The organism is Desulfosporosinus hippei DSM 8344 (genome assembly GCF_900100785.1).
Lineage (GTDB): Bacteria > Bacillota > Desulfitobacteriia > Desulfitobacteriales > Desulfitobacteriaceae > Desulfosporosinus > Desulfosporosinus hippei.
The window spans coordinates 1-21,509 of sequence record NZ_FNCP01000045.1; the positions used below are offsets into that span (position 1 = coordinate 1).

Here is a 21,509-nt window from a genome sequence, read left to right on the forward strand (position 1 = left end):
CCGTGTTTTTCTATGTTATTCCGTGTATGCGACAACCCCAGCGGTATCACTTTTCTACCGCTGGGGTTTCTCATGAGCTTAACTTAATGACATTGAGTATAAGGGGGAACTAGCAAAAGTTTTGGTTTCAGACGATCCGCGGGTTTATGGCAAGGGTGGGCTACTGGATCAGTTTACAAACAACGATATGCCGCGTATTGCCCTCAGTGTCGATATGCTGGATACCGGGATTGACATTAGAGAATTGGTTAATCTTGTTTTTGCTAAGCCAGTCTATTCTTACACCAAGTTCTGGCAGATGATCGGACGTGGTACACGCCTTTTGGAATCACATAAAATAAAGCCTTGGTGTACCGAAAAAGATCTCTTCCTTATTTTGGATTGCTGGGACAATTTTGAATACTTTAAACTTAGTCCCAAAGGTAAAGAAACAACAGTTCAGATTCCGCTCCCTGTGCGTTTTGTCGGAATCAGGCTTGATAAAATAGAAAAAGCAATTGACATTCAAAACGATACTATTGCCGAAAAAGAGATTATCAAACTCCGACAGCAGATTCAGGAACTCCCAAAAAATTCGGTGGTTATTCAAGAGTCAGCCACAGACTTACTAAAGATCGAAGATGACAATTTCTGGACGAAATTGACTCATGATAAGATTGAATATTTACGTACGACCATCAAGCCGCTTTTTAGAACGGTTTCTCAAACTGATTTTAAGATGATGCGCTTTCAGAAAGATTTACTTGAAACATCATTGGCAAAATTGGCAAATGAGAAAGAGAAGTTTGAGACATTAAAGGATAATATCGTTGAGCTGATTGGCGAACTTCCGCTTTCGGTCAATATTGTTGCCAGGGAAGAGTCTATTATAAGACTTGCTCAAACAAATAACTATTGGGCCAAGGCAACAGACAGAACATTTGATGAACTTGCCGAAAAGTTATCTCCACTTATGAAATACCGTGATGGTGATATTCAAGCACTTGGACCAGCTCGTTTTGATTTTGCCGATTTGCTGAAAACAAAAGAAATGGTGGAGTTTGGACCAGAACATTCGGCGGTGAGTGTTTCTAAGTATCGAGAAATGGTAGAGAAGCTCATCATGGAACTTACAGAGAGTAACCCTATTCTGCAGAAGATCAAAGATGGGAAAGAGATTGCCGAAGATGAGGTCCAGGAACTTGTTGCACTGTTGCACGATGAGCACCCTCATATCACCGAAGATTTACTTAAAAATGTCTATCGAAACCGCAAAGCAAAGTTTATTCAGTTCATCAGACATATTTTAGGACTCGAAATCTTGGAAAGTTTTCCTGAAACAGTCACCAAAGCATTTGAGCAATTTATCCATACCCATACGAACCTTAGCTCCCGGCAACTGGATTTTTTAGATCTTTTGCAGGATTTTATACTGGAAAAAGAGACCGTGCAAAAGCGAGATCTGATAGAATCACCCTTTACAGTATTGCACCCCCAGGGAATCCGTGGCTTGTTTACCCCTGCAGAAATCAACGAAATTCTAGAACTTACAAAAAGGGTGGCAGCATAATATGTTACAAAACAATTCAGCACTTAAAAGTAAAATTGCCCAACTTTGGGATAAATTCTGGAGTGGCGGTATATCTAATCCGCTTACTGCCATTGAACAGATTACCTATCTGCTCTTTATGAAGCGGTTGGATGATCTTGACCTTAAGAGGAAGGCAGATGCCGAATTTACCGGAGAACTTTACACCTCAAAATTTGAGGGAAAATGGCTGCCGACTGGGATGCCTGACAAAGAAGAGAATTATGTTAATAAAGCAACTCTTTGCTGGAGTCATTTCAGACATTTGCCTGCGGAAGAACGTTTACAACACATTCAACTTAATGTCTTCCCTTTCTTGAAAATGCTCAATGGGGATGAATCGCCTTTTTCTCATCACATGAGGAATGCGGTCTTTATTATCCCTAAACCAACCTTGCTAGTAGAAGCAATGTCAACCATTGAAGAGATTTTTGCGGAGATTGAAAAGGATGCCAACGAGGGTGGACAGGCGTTTCAGGATATACAAGGGGATGTCTATGAAATGCTACTCTCTGAAATCGCCTCAGCAGGAAAAAACGGACAGTTTAGAACTCCGCGACATATCATCAAGCTTATTGCCGAACTGGTAGAACCACAATTGGGTAACCTTATTGCCGACCCTGCTTGTGGAACCGGCGGCTTTTTACTTGGTGCTTATCAGTATATGGTGACTCAGCTTGATAAAAATAAGAAGAATCTTGAGCCTGACGAAGATGGATTTATCCGTAATTCTGTCAGCAGTCTCTTAACTAAAGAAGTGAGCGATATTCTGAATAACAGCTTGTATGGTTACGATATAGACGTGACCATGGTGAGGTTGTCGCTGATGAATCTGATGATGCACGGCGTGGACACACCGCACATTGATTACAAAGATACCCTGAGCAAAGGGTTTACCGAGTCCAATCAATATCATATTATTATGGCTAACCCGCCGTTTACCGGCAGTATCGATAAGAGCGACATTAACGAATCGCTTAAATTAGGAACCACCAAAACCGAACTCTTGTTCGTTGAAAACATCTACAACCTGCTAAAAATGGGCGGTACAGCTGGCGTGATTGTGCCGCAAGGGGTTCTTTTCGGCAGCGGTAAAGCCTTTGTTGAAGCAAGAAAAATTCTCGTTGAAAAATGCGAACTTAAGGCTGTTATCACTATGCCCAGCGGAGTATTTAAACCTTACGCTGGAGTTAGTACCGCCATTTTGATCTTTACAAAGGGCGGTGAGACTGAGAATGTCTGGTTTTACGATATGCAAAGCGATGGTTATACTCTTGACGACAGGCGGACAAAACTACCCGAGGGGTATGGAGATTTACAGGATATTGTAACTCAGTTTAAAAAGCGGGATCAGCGGAAAGAAAGCGACCGTAAAGAGAAGGTTTTCTTTGTGCCCAAAGGTGAGATTGTAGAAGAAAACTATGATTTAAGCATGAGTAAGTATAAAGAGGATGTTTTTGAAGAGGTTATGTATGAAAAACCAGCGGTGATTCTTGTTAAGCTCAAAACTTTGGAGGATGAGATTCGTGAAGAATTGAGTGAGCTTGAGGGGATGTTGGGATGAAAAAATATGCTGAAACGAAACTTGGAGAACTTGTTCAAATAACAGGTGGTGGTACTCCAAGTCGTGCAAATCCAGAGTATTGGGGCGGCGAAATTCCTTGGGTAACTGTAAAAGATTTTACCTCTAAAAAAATAGTCACTGCGCAAGAAAAAATTACTCCAATTGGTCTTAAAAATTCCGCATCAAATATGATTCCTGCAAAATCAATATTAATGCCCACAAGAATGGCACTCGGAAAGATTGCGATAAATGAAATTCCTGTAACCATTAACCAGGATATAAAGGCATTGCAAATAATGGATATAGGCAAAATTCATTTGGAATATCTTGGCTTATATTTATTAACGATATCGAATGTGTTTGAAAAAGCAGGAAAAGGATCCACAGTTAAAGGTATTAAATTAGATTTTCTCAAAGATATAAAAATACCACTTCCACCTCTTGACGACCAAATCCGCATTGCTACAGTTCTTACCCAGGCGGAAAAGCTGATTGCTAAACGCAAAGAGAGCATCAAGGCGTTGGACGAACTCTTGAAGAGTACTTTTCTTGAGATGTTCAGTTTAGATCATTTAGATGATAAGAATTGGGAATTAGAGTCTTTAAGTTCTAATACTGATATTGTTTCAGGTGTTACAAAAGGGAAAAAATACAAGACCAGTATTTTTAGAGAAGTACCTTACATGAGGGTTGCGAATGTCCAAGATGGGCATCTTAATCTTTCAGAGATTAAGACTATTGAAGTAACCGAAATCGAACTACAACGATACAAATTGAGAAAAGGCGATCTTTTACTGACAGAAGGCGGTGATCCAGACAAATTAGGGCGTGGTGCTGTTTGGAATGATGAAATTGATGAATGCATCCATCAAAATCATATATTTAGAGTAAGAGTTAAAAATAAATCGCTTAATCCCGTTTTTCTTAGCGCACTTATGGCTAGTAATTACGGTAAGAGTTATTTTCTTAAAGCAGCAAAGCAAACTACTGGAATAGCCTCAATTAACTCTAAACAATTAAAAGCTTTCCCACTAATTAAACCTCCTCTAACTCTCCAAAACCAATTCGGTTCCATCGTTGAAAAAGTCGAAGTGCTCAAAGCAAGATACAACAAAAGCCTCATTGAACTGGAAAACCTCTACGGTTCACTTAGCCAACGTGCATTTAAGGGAGAACTGGATTTGAGCAAGGTTCCCTTGGTTTACAAAAATGAAACGGAAGAATCAGAAATTACAGAAATAGGGAGACTTGATGGGGGATTGAAAAACGAATTAGAGTTTAATGATAAAGATTTAGTCGATTTGATAAAAAGATTTTCTGGTAAGATATTCAGCTTTGATGAACTTTGGATAGAGATTGAGTCACTAACAGATAAAGACATTCCTTTAAAAAATCGTATCCAGGAACAAATCATTGATTTGTTAGAATCGGATAAAGAAAATTTACAACAGGTATTTGATATTCTTTCATCTGAGGCTGATAAAATTGGCCATGAAAAACAGATAGCATTCAGAGGTAATTATGAAAATTAAACGACTTAAGATATTAACTTCCTTTAGAGGTCTGCCTGCGGGTTATGAAATATTGTTTAATGACGTACAAGCGAGAAATTCAATAGGAATTACTCCGATTTGTTTTGTCGGTTTGAATGGTTCCGGTAAATCGAATGTGTTGGAAGTTATTGCTGAGATTTTCTACTACATAGAGACTTATCATAAGGCACCAAAAGATAAACTTAAGTCATTTCAAACTGGTTTTGGATTTGAGATTGACTATGAGTTGCCGAGAGTATTCGTCATGTCAGCTCGCACTTCGTGGGATGAACTAAACTCATATTTGGATAATTCTAGGACTAATCCCATTATTAAGATCAAAAAACAAATCAATGAGTATCCTCAAATATCAGTTATGGCTAATGAAAAAGTTTTTACCTTAAGGAATAAGGACAATAATCGCAACGAAGGGCTTCTACCTGCACGCATTGTTGCCTATTCATCTGGAATGAATGAGTTGCTGAGTAATCCATTTATAAAAATGGACTTTAATTATTTCGAGGATCTTAAAGCTAAAACAGGAAACGATTCTTTAGCTATGAATCGTATGTTCTTCTTAAACTATGACTCTAACAAGTTAATAGCTGTCAGTAATTTTTTGTTTGATGCAGATGATTATGACATGTCTTCATTTACTGAAGGTCAAAAAGCTACCGACTTTGGTGGCATTGATTTAAGTGTAATAAAACGAGAACTTTGCGTCGAAGATCTTCATTCTTTTGTGATCAATTTAAAACTAAAAAAAAGTTTGCCATTGCATTCGGCTCTAAATATCGCATTATCTAATCTTAAAAAATGTGCTACGTTCATAAATGAATCTACTAGAGAAACAAAAAATGATATATTTACTGATATTGAGCTTGTCTACTGGGTCAATAAGTCAACAAAAGAAGCATTTAGGTATTACTTTAAAACAGCCTACGATTTATTTAGAGTATTTTACTTCTTGCAATTGCTTAATATTGATCTAATAAGTCAAGATATTAGAAAAGCTGTCGCAGCTGCCACTGCAGGTTCATATGATAATCTTTCTGATGAATTGCCAAAGCATGAGGCTAGCAATCTTGCTTTTAGAATATCGGGTATTAGTTTTTATAAACAGAATAGTGCGCTTTTAAATTACAGAAAGTTTTCTGATGGAGAACATCAACTACTCCAGGTTTTTGGTAGTCTATTGCTAATGGATACTACAGGCTCTTTATTTCTTTTGGATGAACCTGATACTCATTTCAACCCAGATTGGCGCTCTAAATTTGTTCATATGGCAAATGAATCAATTGACAAAGAACGTGATCAAGAGATAATACTTACAACACATTCTCCCTATATAGTTTCAGACTGCAGAAGAGAGTGTGTTTACATTTTTCAAAGAAATCCTGACGGAACCGTTAGTCAGCCAAAGTCACCAGACATAAACACCTTCGGTACATCTATCGATATCCTTTCAGATGTCGTTTTCGGCAAAGACGATACCATATCAGAGCTATCCAAAAAGAAAATTGACGAAATACGTCAAATGCCTTTAGAGACCTTAGAAGATATACAAGCAGCAAAAGAAGCATCCAGAGTTCTGGGTGAATCTGTAGAAAAGGTTTTGTTGTTCAAATACCTTATAACAAAAGAAAGTGAGCTAAAAAATGATAAGGGCATATAAGTATGTTGACACAATTCATACCAGGCTAAATGAATATGTACTTGCATTTTTTCGTAAGATAGAAGTTGATACAAATGGATTCAGAGATGATTTGTTTGAACCCGACTTTCTTCCCATAGTAAAACGTCATCGAAAAATACTTGTGGAAAGGTTTAAGATATTATACAAGTATGTTTCCAGTCTGTCGGCAGCTGAACGTCAGTCATTTTGTCAAAGAGTTATTCAAAGCAATCAAATAGAAATAATTTGCCGTGGAGAATATAGACCAGAAGCTATTGCCGACAAACCGACCGGCATAAATAAGATTATGAAGAATTTATTCCTTGATTTGTATAATCAAGTGCTTGATGGAGAGCCGTTTCGTGAAAACGCTCATACAACTCTACGAGATCATTTTAATCAGTTTAGCAATGCAAATAAAGACATTACTTTATGTCCCATCTGCGGTATTTCGGAGTTGAAAAAATCTCAGGATGAATCCCGAGATCAATATGATCATTTTCTGCCAAAATCATTGTACCCTTTTTCTTCAATAAATTTCTACAATCTGGTGCCCTGCTGTATAGATTGCAACTCCTTAGCAATAAAAGGAGACAGGGATACTATTGCAATATCAACTGGAAAGCTCTTTTTCCCATATGATGATAGCCATAAAGGTATTTCATTAGTTGTAAGGGTACGAAATGATAATCCTGAGACAGAGAAAATAGATTGGGAACTAATTTTTAGCAGTCCCGACAATAAAAATGATGAAATTGAATCTTGGAAAACAATTTACTCAATTGAGGAGCGGTACCAAGGATACATAGGTGCTCGTATCACCAAATGGTATAAACACTATTTCAGTTATATAAAAAGTCCAAAATTATCCGAATTAGATATTTCAACCAAAGAGGCATGCTACATAGAAGTATTTGAACAAGATGAGACCTTGGGTTTAAGCTATATTCGTAAACCAGCATTATTTGCTTTACTTGCGGGGTCGAATACTGTACAAGCAGAAATCGAGGCACTGCAATACGCATAGTCAAAAACTCTATTCTTATCCCGACCTGTTTCACTAAGGCACCAGGGGGATTTCGTAAATGAGAGTTTCCAAGTGGAAAAATTAAACTTTGAGAGACACATCAGGAATGCGTAAGACGTGAGGAGCGGAAGTTAAAGCCTATAGTCAATGAGCAATTGCTTTGTTTTGATATTGAAGTCCCTGACAAACATTTGCCGGGGACTTGTTGTTACTATTGGATAATCTTTATTCATGTTAGTTCTTGTTCTAAATTACTAAAGATATCCGTATTAAAAAAGTCTGACAATGAGATTTCTAAACCATCACATAACTTTTTAATGGTTACTATACCAGGGTTCAGACTCTCATTATTTAGAATGCTCTTTATAGTCGATTGTGGTACGGCGGCACGATAGCTCAAAGCATTGGGCGTTATATTCCGTTCTTTGCAAAGTTCAACAATTCTATTCGCTACTGCTTGTCTCGTATCCATGAATACACCTCCTAGTGAGTTATCACTAATTAAAGCATAAAGAAGAAGAGTAAATTTTGTTAGTGATATAGCACTAAGATATATTATGTGTCATAATTAGTTATATAACACTAACTGTGCAGAGGGGTGTATTTCGCATGCCAGATTATAAAGAAATGTATTTTCAACTTGCCGCCAAAGTTGCAAATGCCGTTGATATTCTTGTAGAAGCGCAGCAGCAAGGAGAAGCCGATTATTCTAAAGAAGAGCGCCCGGTTATTCTGCTTACAGATTCTAGATCAGATGAGAAGGGTAGCGATCAAGATGATGATCAATTGTAGCGAGAGCACGCCTTTAATGAGTACGATTAGAGAGGTAAATAATAATGGACGAAGTAAAGGTATCAAAAGCTAGCTTTATTCAGTGGTTTGCACCGCTAATTAATGCTCTAAGAGAATTAGGTGGTTCGGCAACTCCTGAGAAGGCTCGCGATCAAATTGCCCGAGACCTCAATTTAGGAAGCGATGTCATTGCTGAAACAAGAGGAAAAACAGGGGGTAAAAAATTTGCCAATGAGGTTGCTTGGGCTAGGAATTATTTAGCTTATGAAGAGTTGATTGATAAGTCCGTCAGAGGAGTCTGGACACTTACTCCCAAAGGTATGGAAATGGAACTGACAGATGAAATGGCTAGTGAGATCTTCTTCAAATGGGTTAATATTCTTAAGGAGCGTCGTGAAGGAAATCCAGACCCTACAACTGTGCAAAACCAGTCAGACAAGAGGCTTTATTGGATGTATGCTCCAGGTGAAGGCTCCAATATGTGGAATGAATTCTATGACAATGGTATTATGGGCATTGGCTGGGATGAATTGGGAGATTTTAAGCAATACCCTACTAAGGAATCCATGAAAGAGAAAATGAAAGTCATTTACGGCCAAGAATACTCCTATAAGAACGCTGGACATGCAACCTGGCAGTTTGCTAATGAAATCAAAAAAGGTGACATCATTTTCGTCAAGAAAGGCATAAAAAAGATTATCGGCCGCGGCGTTGTTACGTCGGATTATATATTTGATCAATCGAGAGAAGAGTATCGCCATATTCGCACTGTAAATTGGACGCATAAGGGCGAATGGGATCATGAAGGTCAAATCGTAATGAAAACCCTTACGAATATTACCCCGTACACTGACTACTATAAACGACTTGAAAATATGTTCGCTGTGTCATCAGATGATCTACTAATCCCTGACGTCGTAGCTGTGTCTAAGTTTGATGAATACACTGCAGATGACTTTTTATCCGAGGTATTCATGCCCGAGGAGCGATATAATACCTTAAAAAATCTCCTTTTAAAAAAGAAGAATATTATCCTGCAGGGCGCACCCGGCGTTGGCAAAACCTATGCGGCAGAGAGATTAGCTTATTCTATCATGGGTGAAAAGGATACCAGCAGAGTGATGGTTATTCAGTTTCATCAGAGCTATAGTTACGAAGATTTTATTATGGGATATCGTCCAACTGAAAGTGGTTTTTCTTTAACTAAAGGCCCGTTCTACGATTTTTGCAAAGAAGCTGAACCGGATGATCGAGAATATTTTTTCATCATCGATGAAATTAACCGAGGAAACCTCAGCAGGATTTTCGGAGAGTTGTTAATGTTGATTGAAAATGATAAACGAGGCAAGGAGTTACGTCTGCTCTATTCAGACGAACAATTCTCTGTGCCGGAAAATGTCTATATTATCGGCATGATGAATACTGCGGATCGCAGTCTGGCGATGATTGACTATGCGCTTCGCCGTCGTTTTGCTTTTTTTGAATTCGAGCCGGCTTTCGCAAGTGCAGGTTTTAAACGCTATCAGGCGACAGCAGCGAATAAAAATTTAGATAGTCTGATAGGAATTGTTGAGGCGATGAACCGTGTTATAGCCAGCGATGCCTCACTTGGCAGTGGTTTCTGTGTTGGCCATAGCTATTTTTGTACTGGGGATGTTATTAATGATGGGTGGCTGTCCGATTTAGTGGAATATGAACTTATACCGCTGATCAAAGAATACTGGTTTGATGAACCATCAAAGGTGGAACACTGGTCTCAAAAATTACGTGGTGCTATTACATGATCAGGATGAAAAATGTTTATTATATGCTGGCTTACGCCTATCAAACACTGAATGAAGAGGGATTCAGCAGTATTAAATCCGAGGACTTTGAAAACGTCCATGATTTAATGGCGGCGATTCTGATTCGCGGTGTTTCTAATCAAATAAAGCGGGGCTTGCATAGAGATTTTGTCAGACAGACAGAAATTCTCGGTAATTTACGAGGCAAAATTGACATCACAAATTCTATTAAGCATCAGACTATGTTGCAACGACGCATGGTCTGTCAGTATGACTTGTTCTCTGAAAATACATTGCTCAACCAAATATTAAAAACCACTCTGCACCTGTTAATACGCTGTGGGGACGTAAAAACAGAAAATCGTAAGGCACTGCGCAAGCTTTTGCTCTTTTTTGAAAATGTCAGTATGCTCGATGCCTTTCATATTAATTGGAGTGCTCTTAACTATCACCGTAACAACTCAGCCTATAAATTGTTGATCAATATCTGTTGGCTAGTCATTAAAGGGCTTTTGATGACAACCGAGAACGGCGAATATAAGATGGCTAAGTATTTAGATGATCAGCAAATGCACAGGTTGTATGAGAAATTTGTCCTCGGCTATTTCAAACGAGAGTATCCGCACTATTCTGCCAGAGCAGCTTATATCGACTGGAATGTTGACGATGGTATGCTTGATTTTCTACCAGTCATGAAATCAGACATTATGCTTACCAACGGTAGTAAAATACTGATCATCGATACGAAATATTATGGGCAAACCATGCAAAGGAATACAAGGTATGACAGTACCACCATTATCTCGGGCAATTTGTATCAAATATTCACCTATGTTAAAAACAAAGATTTCCTTGGGAGCGGAAACGTAAGTGGTGTGCTTTTATATGCGAAGACCGATGAAGACATTACTCCCGATAACGACTATCTGATGGGTGGTAATCAGATAAGTGTCAAAACACTCGATCTAGGTGCTGAATGGACTGAAATTAAGACGCAGCTCGAAGGTGTAGCCGCAATGATAGCAATTTAATGCTATGTTTGGTCTCGCTACGCAGGAAGTGAAATGAATATAGTTGATTAAAGAAAACAAATCAGGCCGCCTCAGTTTGAGGCGGCCTGAGCCATGGAATAGTCTAAATAAGATGCACGATTTTGTCTGTGATATTATGCTACAAGGATTGGGGCAGGTTCGAATTTTTTGTTCCGTCAGTTCGGAGTGATTTGTGTCATGCTATTGGCTTTGGCCTAGTTATCATCGCTTGTTGATTTTTTCCATTATCTTGTAGAGAATTATTAAAGGATTACCCAATAATCTTGTCGAAAAATACCTTGTGAGAAATTAAATTAGTGTCAACGAGTTATACTTAAACATAATAGTATTCTTTAGGTAGGTAAAAAAAATCATGGCTCTCTGAGTCAAATCTATTGGTTGGGTGATGCATTTCTTTGAATAATACTGAGAATCTTGAACAGGGTAAAAAGCTTCTTCTCCAAGTATTCCGTTATCTCCAAGCCCTTGACCAGCTTAAAAACCCCGTACCCATGGATATTAATGCTCAACCGTGGTTACTGTGGTTTAAAGATCTGCCGGAGCATTCAGCAATCCGTCGTGGGAATCCAGCGGGTTATGCCATAGAAGATGAAAGTCCGGCTGACGACTTTATCTTAAAGGTAGGACGCCCTGAACTTTCTGACCCTCCCCCTCCGCCGGTGCGCTTACTTTCCTGGCTGGAGAAGGGGTGGCAAGAGGTTGAGGGGGCTGTTAAAGTTATTCCCGAAAAGCAAGAGAAAATCGCCGCCAGAACAATTCGCTTTGACGAAGATCCAATTCGGGAGAGACTATATACGGAGTGGAGAGAAAAATGGGAAAAGTGGCTGAAAACAAAGGGCTCAGAGAAGGCTGAGGCTGAGGGTAGTAATTTCAAACCGGCTCCGCCGACTGAGCTTGTTCCTTGGCTGACAGCGGATTGGCAAACTAGTGAAGACATAATTCAGACCAAGAAAACTCTCCTCGAGCCAGAGAAAATAATAACCATACGTTTCGAGGACGACTTCGAACGTCCCAGACTTCTTAATGAATGGTCTCCGAAACTCCAGACCTGGGTTCATAAGGAACGCCCGGCCCGTCAAGCAATGGCCATCTTTACGAAACTTTACGACCTTTATTCACGCCTGGAACGTGAGTCTGAGCAGGTCGAACTTGTCTTGGGTGATGGCCTATTAGATTGGCCGGACAGCTCAGCCGGAAGTCTCAATCATCCCATACTATTACTTCGGCTGCGCATTGAATTCGACTCCGCTCTGCCCGAATTTACAGTGTCTGAAGGGGACAAACCAACCGAGCTTTATAGCGCGTTACTACGTCTTATTCCTGATGTAACTGCCAAGGCGATGAATGCTTTACAAGAAGATTTAGATCATGGTGGCTGGCATCCGCTGGGTGGGGATGATACGTCCGAGTTCCTTAAGCGCTTAGTCATTCAACTTTCTCCCTACGGTGAGCTAACCACCTCGAACTCGAAAAATAAGCGGGAAATTCCAACGATTCAGCGCAATCCTTTGTTGTTTTTGCGCAAAAGGACACTTGGTTATAGCCAGGCCCTTGAAGCCATCATTGAAGATTTGCCGGAACGTGACGATGTGCCGGATTTTTTGAAAAACATCGTGGGTATTATAACTGAAAAATCAAGGGATGTGGATGGTGGGGGAACCCCCACTGGTATAGACCCTAACGGAGAAGATGAACTCATTCTGCTCAGCAAAGAAGCCAATGGGGAACAATTACAAATTGCCCAACGCTTGGATCGCCAGGGTGCTGTTTTGGTTCAAGGCCCCCCTGGGACCGGTAAAACCCATACCATTGCCAATCTGATTGGGCATTTATTGGCTCAAGGAAAAAGTATTTTGGTCACCAGTCATTCATCAAAGGCCTTGCAAGTCCTGCGTGAAAAGGTTGTTGAACCACTTCAGCCCCTATGCATCAGTCAAATTAGTGATGATAGCCGGGACCAAATGGATCGGGCGATTGATGCAATCACGGAGCGGCTTTCAACGTCTAATGCGGAGGTCTTAGAACGGGAAACAGAACAATTGCAGACTCAGCGGCTGGAGCTTATCCGACGGTTAAGAGAAAACCGGCATAAATTGCTTCTGGCTCGTCAGGATGAATATCGTTCCATCGTAGTGGATGGCAAAGAGTACGCCCCCTCAGAAGCTGCCCGTCTGGTCAAAGAAACGCAAGATATTAATAACTGGATTCCGGGTCCGGTTGTCTTAGGGGTGCCCTTACCGCTATCAGCTCTTGAATTTGCAGAATTATATCGGACGAACGTCAGCTTGACTCCGGAGGACGAAAGGGAACTTAATACCGCATTACCTGTGCCCGAGCATTTGCCAACGCCTTCAGAATTTGAGCAGTTTGCGGCTGAGAAAAAAACTGTGGATAGTGTAGAGCTTGCTGATCGTCCGGAACTGTGGTCTGCCAATGACCAAAGGACGAATCCAAAGGATCTGGAGAATTTGAGTGAACGACTGCTTAAGGCTGCCGAAGTTCTGAATACTCAGGAGCAATGGCGTCTCAATGTTCTTGAGGCTGGATTAGATGGCGGCACAGCTCGTGATTCTTGGGAAAACCTCATAAATCAGGTTGAAAAAGTGTCCAGGCAAGCGCTGGAGGCCAAAGAACTCTTGCTTGAATTGGGCCCTGCTTTGCCAAGTCATATGAGTTTTGAAGAGATGGAAAAGGTTCTCGCCGAAATTCTGGATTTTTTGGAACAAAGTACTAAGCTCACGAGCTTTAAACTTTGGACAAAACGGCAATGGAAGGTTTTTATTGAAAATGCGTGTGTTGAGGGCAGGCCCCCTTCAGAGAAAAAGCATTTTGAGGCTCTTAGGGTTGCCCTTGAGTTGACCAAAGCCAGAACTAAACTTATTGAACGCTGGCAACGCCAGGTTGCCGTCTTAGGTGGGCCCGGTCGTGAAGAACTAGGGAACACTCCCGAAAATGTCTGTCAGCAGTTAGTTTATGCCCTTCGGCAAGGTCTTGATTGGGCAGCTACCCAATGGAATCCCCTCTTAGAGGAACTGATACGCTTGGGTTTCGAGTGGGAACTTTTCCTGACTAATGTCCCGATTCGTGGTGGTGAGTACGGTCGTTTGTTGAGGATTCACGATCTGGTTAAGAGTGAACTATCTCCGCTGCTGATTGCCCATGCCACCTATTGCCATAAAGTACAATTACAGAACAAACTTGAGGAGTTAAAGGCTCTCGTTAAGTCTGCCGAGCAGGCTGCAGTGGTTTCTTTCCTTTATGACGCTCTCTCCAGTCTAAGTTCTTCTAGCTATACCCAAGCCTATCAGCGTTTGATCGAGCTCACTTCCAAACGTCAGGATATTGAACTGCGCAATAAGTTGTTAGCAAAACTTGAGTTGGCAGCGCCTAATTGGTCAAGTGCTCTCCGATCACGGACTGATTTACATGGGCAAGGCAGAATTCCCGGCAATCCCACAGACGCCTGGTTATGGTGTCAACTGCAGGGAGAATTGGAACAACGGGGAAAGACCTCCATGGAGGGATTACAGGCGCGTATCACACAACTTTCTAACGACCTGCGTCAAACAACGGCCATACTCGTTGAGAAAAAGTCCTGGGCAGCTCAAGTAAGACGGACGACCCTAACCCAACGTCAAGCACTTCAGGGCTGGAAAGAAATCATGCATCGTATTGGCAAGGGGAAAGGGAAACGTGTGCCCCGGTTCCTGGCCGAAGCGCGTAAACTAATGCCAATCTGTCAATCGGCGGTGCCTGTCTGGATTATGCCCTTAAGCCGCGTCATCGATAATTTTAATCCAAAGACCAACCGTTTTGACGTGGTCATCGTCGACGAAGCTAGTCAGGCAGATGCCATGGCCTTAACCACCTTATATGTAGGAAGCCAAGTCGTGATCGTAGGTGACCACGAACAGGTTAGTCCTGTAGGCGTTGGACAAAATCAAGATGAAATCCAGAAGTTAATTGATGAACATTTGCCGGGTATTCCTAACAGCCAGCTCTACGATGGCTTGTTCTCAATTTATAATTTAGGCATGACAACCTTTGATCCTATTTGCTTACGAGAACATTTCCGTTGTGTATCGCCAATCATTCAATTCAGTAACTTCTTATCCTACAATGGAAAAATTAAGCCCTTGCGTGATGAAAGTGACGTTAAACTTAAACCTTTTACCGTCGCCTATCGAGTCGAGGGAGGGACTTCCCGGGGTAAGACCAATGAGAAAGAGGCTCAGACCATTGTTTCGTTAATCCTTGCTTGTATTGAAAACCCTCTCTATAAGGACGCTTCAATGGGGGTGATCTCTCTGGTTGGGGAAGAACAAGCCATGTTGATTGATCGCCTCTTGCAAACAAATTTATCCCCCTCAGAATATATCAGACGAAGGATTCAATGCGGCAATCCTGCCAATTTCCAAGGGGATGAACGTGACGTCATTTTCCTGTCTGTTGTCGATGGGCCGACTGGGCAGGGCCCACTGACTCTCAGGCGTGAAGGTGCCCATGATATGTATAAGAAACGATTCAATGTTGCAGCAAGCCGAGCACGTGATCAGTTATGGGTTGTCTATTCCCTTGATCCTGACTTGGATTTGAAAGTAGGAGATATTCGCAGGGATCTGATTAAACATGCTCAGGATCCCTATGCCGTGACAAAAGCGATTGAACAGCAGGAAACCAAGACCGAGTCTGAATTTGAACGCCAGGTTTTAAGGCAATTAGTTCATAGGGGGTACCGTGTTATACCTGAGTGGCCGGTTGGTGCCTTTAGAATTGATATGGTTGTTGAAGGCAACGGTAAACGCCTCGCCATAGAATGTGACGGTGATCGTTATCACACCTTAGAAAACCTTGGTGAAGACAGGCACGTCAGGCTATCTTGGAACGCCTTGGCTGGCGCTTTGTCCGTATCAGGGGCAGTGAGTTCTTTAGAGATCCTGAAAGAGCTATGAGGCCTGTCTTTGAGCGGCTTCACGCATTGGAAATTCCAGCCGCAGGGATGAAGAATGATGAGGTTGCGATACAATCAACGGAGTGTCCAGAGACGGAAGTTTTTAGACGTGCTGCTGAAATTCGCCGGGAGTGGGGTATTGAGCCGGAAATAAGTCCGGAGATTAGCGATGTTGTTCAATTAGAAACGGAACCGGCATCCTCAAATAAACGAGATCTTGTTGAGCAACTAGAGGGCCATACCATTCCCTTGGTCAGGCGTTTAGGTAGAAATACTCCTTCCCAAGTCAAGTTCCGGGATAAAATTATACATCCACACACAGTCTCCGATATTTTAACCAGTGTGTTGGAAGAATTGCTGGTTTTACGTCCGGATATTATTAATAAGCTTGATTCTTTATACCCATGTCGAAAACAGCGTTTTTCTTATGATAGCTCAATATTTCCTGACAATGTAAAACTTGAGAAGTTATCGAATGGTATGTATGTCTTCAGCACCTCTAATGTTGTGAGAACGATCCGCATGACCTATAGTATTCTTGATTTATGTAGGTACAAAAAAGAGGAGCTTCAGATGATTTTTTGTACGGCTTAAAGGGCTAGTGATTCAAAGTAAACGAGTGACCGACTTGCGAATGGTCACTCGTTTGCTATTTTGAACGAAAAGGCCCATGGGCTGCATCCTTACTTTTGAATTCCATCCTACCAAGGAATACTGGCAAAAGCTCGGATTAATCAGCCTCATGGACCGATATCTTGAAGTTCGTAACATTTGATGAACCGCCGAATACCGAACGGTAGGCCCAAGGCCCTGCTCAAGTATAGAGAGTGGGGCAAGTGGCTGGAGGAGTCGGTGGATTTCTCCCAGAGCAGGGCCAATAAGATGATGCGTATCTTCAATGATTACGGAGCCGGACAGCCTACTTCCTCAAATTCGGATCTGGATCCGAATTTGAACTACAGCCAGGCGGTGCTTCTCTTAGGGAGGATGCAGACCCGGGGACTATCACAAAAAGGGGTACTTCCCTTTGCGATAAACTCCCTCCTCAGCTTTCCTGCAAAAGGATAAACATCCTGAAAAATATATTTATGAATCCGTATTAAATGGGTAATACCAAATTTACCTTTTACAGTCTGCTCATTTTCAAGTTAATATTGCCGAATCATTAGGGTCATAAGTTGAAAAGCCGTTACCCATTTTATAGTCCGAATTTAGCAGAGTGTCTTTCCTTTATCCTTGCAATTGCTTCTCTGCCGGTAATTTTATCTTCAAGGTACAGTTTGCCAAGTGCTTGAGCATGTAAACTTGGGTGCAATCCTTCTATCGCCATTGAAGCTCTGACACCGGAAATTACTCTTTTATGATTTCTTTTACCCTTTATAACACTCGTTTTCGAAGCGATTCACCTCTTAAGTTATTATACGCAAATCCATGATAATAGACAATTATTAACATGCGTTTACTCGAAATTAAAGATGTAAGTAATCACTTGCCAACCAGTGGCAACTCAATTACGGGGTTAGGTTTATTTTATGGTCTTTATCACGACATGATAGATAGGAAATGAGCTCGCCTTAATGCTTGTCTCGTATTATGAGGCGGCCTGATCCCTGGAATAGTATGGATAAGTGCATGCTTATGTCTGGAAGATTGTGCTATGATAATTGCAACAGATTGTCGTGGGACGGTTAGCCACACCCTTTTAGAAAGGGGGTGGTAGGATGATCTCAATGGTTGAGGCGATGTATCTTATGATTGCATTTGCTACACTCGTTGTTATGATCACGAAAAAGAAATAACCGCCCCTGCTAAGGATTGCGGTTATTTCTTATAACTTGTAAATCTGACTAACCTTTGGTTAGACAATCTGCCGGACTGGCGTGATTTCAACACGTCAGTCCTTTTATAATAGTATATCCATGGATTGTAAAATATGCAACCAGCTCACATAGCTGGAGGAAGGTAAAAAAATACAGCAAATCCGGAAGACATTGGGAAGATAGTTGCTTCTGCCCGCGCCTAGGGAAAGACTGTCATTCTGATTGACCTCCTTCTCACGGAAGATCAGCAATTGCAGGAATATGCGGCGAAAATAAAACAGGCCGGGGTGGAGGTTTTGGCCTGTAAGAGGCTTGCGCCGATAGTTACGGTGTGTCGGAAGTTTTAGAGAATATGGGCATAAACGTAATGTATACAGGTCAGGAACTGACAGATTTCCTGAAAGACGAAACTACGAGAGTTCTTACGGTCTGATTGTCCTATTCTGTGGAACTTATTTCACTAATTTCATCTATAGAACTATCTTTAAAAGTAGCCGAAGAAGGCAAAGCGTACTTACATGAAGAAGTTGAAGAAATGGCTGCATAATTCATGCGGCACGAGAGTTGAATAACATGAGACCTCAACCTTGGGAGAAGGCATAATTTCCTGAGGTTTTCTTTTAGGGCAAAGCCTATGCGGACTAAACTATATTGTTTTTTTTATGATGAAAGGTGGACATTGAAAATGGAAGTATCACTCTACGAACAAATATATAATTTAGAAGATAGGCTGTTACACCTGAGATTCGTCGATCTAGAGAGGAAATTTCAATGCTTCTAGCTGAAATTTTATTGAATTTGGAGTTTCCGGGCGCACATTCTATAAATTACAAGTTGTTGAGGAATTACCTTATTCTCCTGCTGTTCCAGTGATTATTGAGGATTTTCAAGTGAAAGTCTTAGCGACGGATGTGGTACTAGCTACCTATCGGGCAGTTAAGACCAATGAATCTAGAGAAGAAATGAGGAATTCATTAAGAAGTTCAATTTGGAAGTTCATCGATGGCAGGTGGCAAATGGTCTTTCATCAAGGAACCAGAACAATGGAGTACTGCAAGTGACATTATAAGAAGCGAATGATTGAATTATTTATGTACTTGGGTTGACGATTGTTTCTTGGTTAAATTGAGTCAGAGGTGATACAAAGTGCATTATTTTACTAAAGAATGGTATGAATTGGAGACTAGTGCTCATTCGGGGTTAGAAAAAGATAAGCAAGCAGAAGCTATTTCTGAAGAATACTTTCAAGAATTATACAAGCAAAAATTTGAGGAATTATTAAAAGAATTGCAGATTGTACATGAGGAAATCGCCTTAAAGTATCAAACCCTTAAAGAAGGTCAGATTAAATATGAACTAGTTAATAGAAAGAAAGTAGCGGAAAATTTTTATCAATCATGTTTAGAAAATCAAAGTCGCATCAAAAACACCTTACCTGAAGAGATACTTAAAAAAATTGCTGATATACGAATATTTGTATTACATAAAGCGACACGGCAAGTTATAGAGGAAGTGACTCAATTTTGTCAGGGCAATATAGAATTAAAGATGAAAACAATAGAAGACTATAGAAAATATTCTAAAGAAGTATCTAAAGATCAAGACAACAGTGTGCTGGAAGAAGTTAATTTCCATGATCGTACTGTTGTAGATATAGAAGAAACAGAAAAAACCTTCTTTCCTGAGTTCCTGATTGGTCATTCCTTCGATATTCATATTAATGATGAATTGCGCCCGTTCCTCCTTTGGGATACCTAAAAAGAAGCACCGCCTGGCTGTAGTTCAGATTCGGATTCGGATCTCAATCTGAGGAGGTAAGCTGTTCGGCTCCGTACTCATTGAAGATACGCATCAGTTTATTGGCACTGCTCTGGGAGAAATCAGGCCAAGAAATTTGGGTGGCTTTAGCTACGGTTGGTATGGTTATCCAGGTTTTGGCGCAGGAGTTGCGTTTGGTTCGATTGCCACATTGGTTTTACTTCCCCTGCTCTTCATCTAGTTATATAGTGGTGTCCTTCCACTGTGCTGATAGACGAAAAAGTCCGAAGCCTTCGGTCTTTTTCGTCTATCAGCACAGTGGAAGGTTTTCATTGTTAGTTTCTTATTTCCTGGAGTAAGAGACTGAATTTATGTGAGCGGCAGATAGCGGCTCGTAAAAACATTCTGTCTTTTGGTATTCTGTTAACAACAGTGAAATTAGAAGCCAGGAGGTTACTATGGGAGCCGATGGGCTCACCGATATTTTCACTTGAGTGATCGGGACAAACTCATGATTAAAACAGCTATTCGACTCAAGAGATTCTTTATTTAATTTGTTGACCCAGTAATGCAAGCTGGAAAGGGTGTTTGTTTTGCTGACACCAGGTCTGAGCGTTCAGCCCACCTATTCCGATAATCACAAATACGTTCTTGCCATAGTTCGCGTTTTAATTCTCTATATTCATAAATACCTCCAAACTTTGATTTGAAAGCATTATCTCATTTCTAGGCGGTGGTTTTAAGACGCGTTCCATTTGACGCTTACGTATTTTCTGCTTTAAGATTTCTAACGGGTGCACGTACAGTGGAATAAGAGCCATTGAAATCTCTCTCAGAGACTAGTCGATCATAAATACGCTTAACTGTGTGCTTTTGCTTTTTTAGATTTTCTTGTTCATCTCTTTAAGGCAGCTCAGAATGAACGATTTGATGTATCAGTGGTTACATCGGGTTATCGCTGATAAACTTTTCAAACATCTGGATGAGTGGATCCTTCACAATACTTTGTAACGGTGGGTCTTGAAATATTTAAGCTTTTTGCTATAGGTCGTAAGGATTCTCCATCGATAAAGTGGGTACAATTGCTGAATACACGTCCACTTCAATGATCACACCTTTCATTTCTCCCCGTGGATTATTTGATATTATTCTACAGGTTTTTTTAGGACAGGTGGTAAACTAATAAACTGTCAAAAGGTGCTGAAATGGTACACTTTTACATTATCATTCAAAGTAGATTTAAGGGTAAACGCAAAAAAATGCGCATCTTGCAGTGTGATTTTCGGTGTAAAAGCAATTAAATTATTGTAGAGTGATAACAAGTCTAATTTGCCAAATGAGGTTTTGAAATATTAATTCTAGATTTGAACTTATGCTCATTATTTTACCAGTGGATCATTACTTTATGATGGTCTGTAATGTATATTCTTGTGATTGTGTGCTTTGTTCCTATTTGTATGCTTAAATCGGTGTTGTCTAACAGATAAGTATTCCTCCTGACTTTAGAAGTTAGAGGGGGGAAAAATAGCCGAATCGCTTGGAGCACAAGCGATTCGGCTATTTTAAAAATGTCCTATTATTTTAGGTTTTTTGTTAAGTCTAATTTTGTGCATGAACGAAACTTAGTTAGTGTCATGTGTGTCTTCAGTTGAGGAAGCATGAGGATCGTGGCTAAATCTAAATATACTTGGGATATCTGTGTTGGTGTGACTACATTGTTGGGATAGTCTCCCTGAACTAGGACTAGTGGATCCTGAATGGCCTGCATGATCTGAGCAGCAGAGACACTCTTTCCGCCAACCTCTTCAAGAAGGTATTGTGCATAGCGCAGCATACACAATGAAATAAAGCACATAGCAAAATGACCTTTTATGTGTTCATCATTCCATACGAAGACAGGACGCGCTCTAAGATCAGTCTTCAGTATCCGAAAACTCTCTTCGATCTTCCATAGTCCGCCGTATATCCTGGCAACTTGTTCAGTGCT

The 21,509-nt window shown here is 40.7% G+C and carries 14 protein-coding genes and 3 pseudogenes; 13 read left to right on the top strand and 4 right to left on the bottom strand.

Annotation, left to right across the window (positions count from 1 at the left end; genetic code table 11):
- Nucleotides 1–121 precede the first annotated feature (121 nt).
- The 5 genes from BLS16_RS22000 to BLS16_RS22020 are packed head-to-tail and all read left to right on the top strand — an operon-like array spanning nucleotide 122 to nucleotide 7,365.
- Nucleotides 122–1,549: a type I restriction-modification enzyme R subunit C-terminal domain-containing protein gene (locus tag BLS16_RS22000; protein WP_207649788.1), complete on the top strand. Its 1,428-nt coding sequence runs from the start codon at nucleotides 122–124 to the stop codon at nucleotides 1,547–1,549.
- Between the two features lies 1 nt (nucleotide 1,550).
- Nucleotides 1,551–3,131 (top strand): type I restriction-modification system subunit M, encoded by a 1,581-nt coding sequence (locus BLS16_RS22005; protein WP_092335753.1) that lies wholly within the window; start codon nucleotides 1,551–1,553, stop codon nucleotides 3,129–3,131.
- Complete coding sequence (locus BLS16_RS22010; protein WP_092335754.1) at nucleotides 3,128–4,663, top strand: restriction endonuclease subunit S; 1,536 nt, start codon at nucleotides 3,128–3,130, stop codon at nucleotides 4,661–4,663. The genes BLS16_RS22005 and BLS16_RS22010 overlap by 4 nt, the downstream gene beginning before the upstream one ends.
- Nucleotides 4,653–6,338, top strand: a complete 1,686-nt coding sequence (locus BLS16_RS22015) for a restriction system-associated AAA family ATPase (RefSeq protein WP_092335755.1) — start codon at nucleotides 4,653–4,655, stop codon at nucleotides 6,336–6,338. Before BLS16_RS22010 ends, BLS16_RS22015 begins: the two co-directional genes overlap by 11 nt.
- Nucleotides 6,322–7,365, top strand: a complete 1,044-nt coding sequence (locus BLS16_RS22020; RefSeq protein ID WP_092335756.1) for an HNH endonuclease — start codon at nucleotides 6,322–6,324, stop codon at nucleotides 7,363–7,365. Before BLS16_RS22015 ends, BLS16_RS22020 begins: the two co-directional genes overlap by 17 nt.
- A gap of 229 nt (nucleotides 7,366–7,594) precedes the next feature.
- Here the strand turns inward: BLS16_RS22020 and BLS16_RS22025 are convergent, their stop codons facing one another.
- A complete protein-coding gene (locus BLS16_RS22025) occupies nucleotides 7,595–7,837 on the bottom strand; it encodes a helix-turn-helix transcriptional regulator (protein ID WP_092335757.1) in 243 nt (80 codons plus the stop codon).
- 137 nt (nucleotides 7,838–7,974) lie between these two features.
- On the opposite strand from BLS16_RS22025, the gene BLS16_RS22030 reads away from it, so the two are divergent.
- From BLS16_RS22030 to BLS16_RS22055, 6 genes and pseudogenes are all read left to right on the top strand, one after another.
- The gene (locus BLS16_RS22030; RefSeq protein ID WP_092335758.1) at nucleotides 7,975–8,157 is read left to right on the top strand and encodes a hypothetical protein; all 183 of its coding nucleotides are present in this window, start codon (nucleotides 7,975–7,977) and stop codon (nucleotides 8,155–8,157) included.
- 44 nt (nucleotides 8,158–8,201) lie between these two features.
- On the top strand, nucleotides 8,202–9,941 hold the full coding sequence (locus BLS16_RS22035) for an AAA family ATPase (protein ID WP_092335759.1): 1,740 nt from the start codon (nucleotides 8,202–8,204) through the stop codon (nucleotides 9,939–9,941).
- Nucleotides 9,942–9,946: 5 nt separating this feature from the next.
- Nucleotides 9,947–10,972, top strand: coding sequence for a 5-methylcytosine-specific restriction endonuclease system specificity protein McrC (gene mcrC, locus BLS16_RS22040; protein ID WP_345788554.1), 1,026 nt, complete (start codon nucleotides 9,947–9,949; stop codon nucleotides 10,970–10,972).
- Nucleotides 10,973–11,388: 416 nt separating this feature from the next.
- Nucleotides 11,389–15,945, top strand: a complete 4,557-nt coding sequence (locus BLS16_RS22045) for an AAA domain-containing protein (RefSeq protein WP_092335761.1) — start codon at nucleotides 11,389–11,391, stop codon at nucleotides 15,943–15,945.
- Nucleotides 15,942–16,538, top strand: coding sequence for a hypothetical protein (locus BLS16_RS22050; RefSeq protein WP_092335762.1), 597 nt, complete (start codon nucleotides 15,942–15,944; stop codon nucleotides 16,536–16,538). Before BLS16_RS22045 ends, BLS16_RS22050 begins: the two co-directional genes overlap by 4 nt.
- A 210-nt stretch (nucleotides 16,539–16,748) precedes the next feature.
- Nucleotides 16,749–16,928 (top strand): annotated as a pseudogene (locus BLS16_RS22055) (DUF3102 domain-containing protein); the annotation flags it as partial.
- Nucleotides 16,929–17,142: 214 nt separating this feature from the next.
- On the opposite strand, the gene BLS16_RS24475 reads toward BLS16_RS22055, so the two are convergent.
- Complete coding sequence (locus BLS16_RS24475) at nucleotides 17,143–17,274, bottom strand: antitoxin VbhA family protein (RefSeq protein ID WP_242876401.1); 132 nt, start codon at nucleotides 17,272–17,274, stop codon at nucleotides 17,143–17,145.
- Between the two features lie 1,281 nt (nucleotides 17,275–18,555).
- On the opposite strand from BLS16_RS24475, the gene BLS16_RS24480 reads away from it, so the two are divergent.
- Together BLS16_RS24480 and BLS16_RS23320 are read left to right on the top strand one after the other, a co-directional pair.
- Nucleotides 18,556–18,825 (top strand): nuclear transport factor 2 family protein, encoded by a 270-nt coding sequence (locus tag BLS16_RS24480; protein ID WP_345788555.1) that lies wholly within the window; start codon nucleotides 18,556–18,558, stop codon nucleotides 18,823–18,825.
- A gap of 85 nt (nucleotides 18,826–18,910) precedes the next feature.
- A complete protein-coding gene (locus BLS16_RS23320; RefSeq protein ID WP_143015565.1) occupies nucleotides 18,911–19,522 on the top strand; it encodes a hypothetical protein in 612 nt (203 codons plus the stop codon).
- Here the strand turns inward: BLS16_RS23320 and BLS16_RS22075 are convergent.
- Nucleotides 19,442–19,646 (bottom strand): annotated as a pseudogene (locus BLS16_RS22075) (DUF3102 domain-containing protein); the annotation flags it as partial. The gene BLS16_RS23320 and the pseudogene BLS16_RS22075 overlap by 81 nt on opposite strands.
- 1,452 nt (nucleotides 19,647–21,098) lie before the next feature.
- Nucleotides 21,099–21,509: pseudogene (locus BLS16_RS22080) on the bottom strand (IS1634 family transposase); the annotation flags it as partial.

What these genes read in the sequence shown, in the direction of transcription:
- BLS16_RS22005 (WP_092335753.1), top strand. Translation starts at nt 1,551, where the DNA reads ATGTTACAAAACAATTCAGCACTTAAAAGTAAAATTGCCCAACTTTGG.
- BLS16_RS22010 (WP_092335754.1), top strand. Translation starts at nt 3,128, where the DNA reads ATGAAAAAATATGCTGAAACGAAACTTGGAGAACTTGTTCAAATAACA.
- BLS16_RS22015 (WP_092335755.1), top strand. Translation starts at nt 4,653, where the DNA reads ATGAAAATTAAACGACTTAAGATATTAACTTCCTTTAGAGGTCTGCCT.
- BLS16_RS22020 (WP_092335756.1), top strand. Translation starts at nt 6,322, where the DNA reads ATGATAAGGGCATATAAGTATGTTGACACAATTCATACCAGGCTAAAT.
- BLS16_RS22025 (WP_092335757.1), bottom strand. Translation starts at nt 7,837, where the DNA reads ATGGATACGAGACAAGCAGTAGCGAATAGAATTGTTGAACTTTGCAAA.
- BLS16_RS22030 (WP_092335758.1), top strand. Translation starts at nt 7,975, where the DNA reads ATGCCAGATTATAAAGAAATGTATTTTCAACTTGCCGCCAAAGTTGCA.
- BLS16_RS22035 (WP_092335759.1), top strand. Translation starts at nt 8,202, where the DNA reads ATGGACGAAGTAAAGGTATCAAAAGCTAGCTTTATTCAGTGGTTTGCA.
- mcrC (WP_345788554.1), top strand. Translation starts at nt 9,947, where the DNA reads ATGAAAAATGTTTATTATATGCTGGCTTACGCCTATCAAACACTGAAT.
- BLS16_RS22050 (WP_092335762.1), top strand. Translation starts at nt 15,942, where the DNA reads ATGAGGCCTGTCTTTGAGCGGCTTCACGCATTGGAAATTCCAGCCGCA.
- BLS16_RS24475 (WP_242876401.1), bottom strand. Translation starts at nt 17,274, where the DNA reads ATGGCGATAGAAGGATTGCACCCAAGTTTACATGCTCAAGCACTTGGC.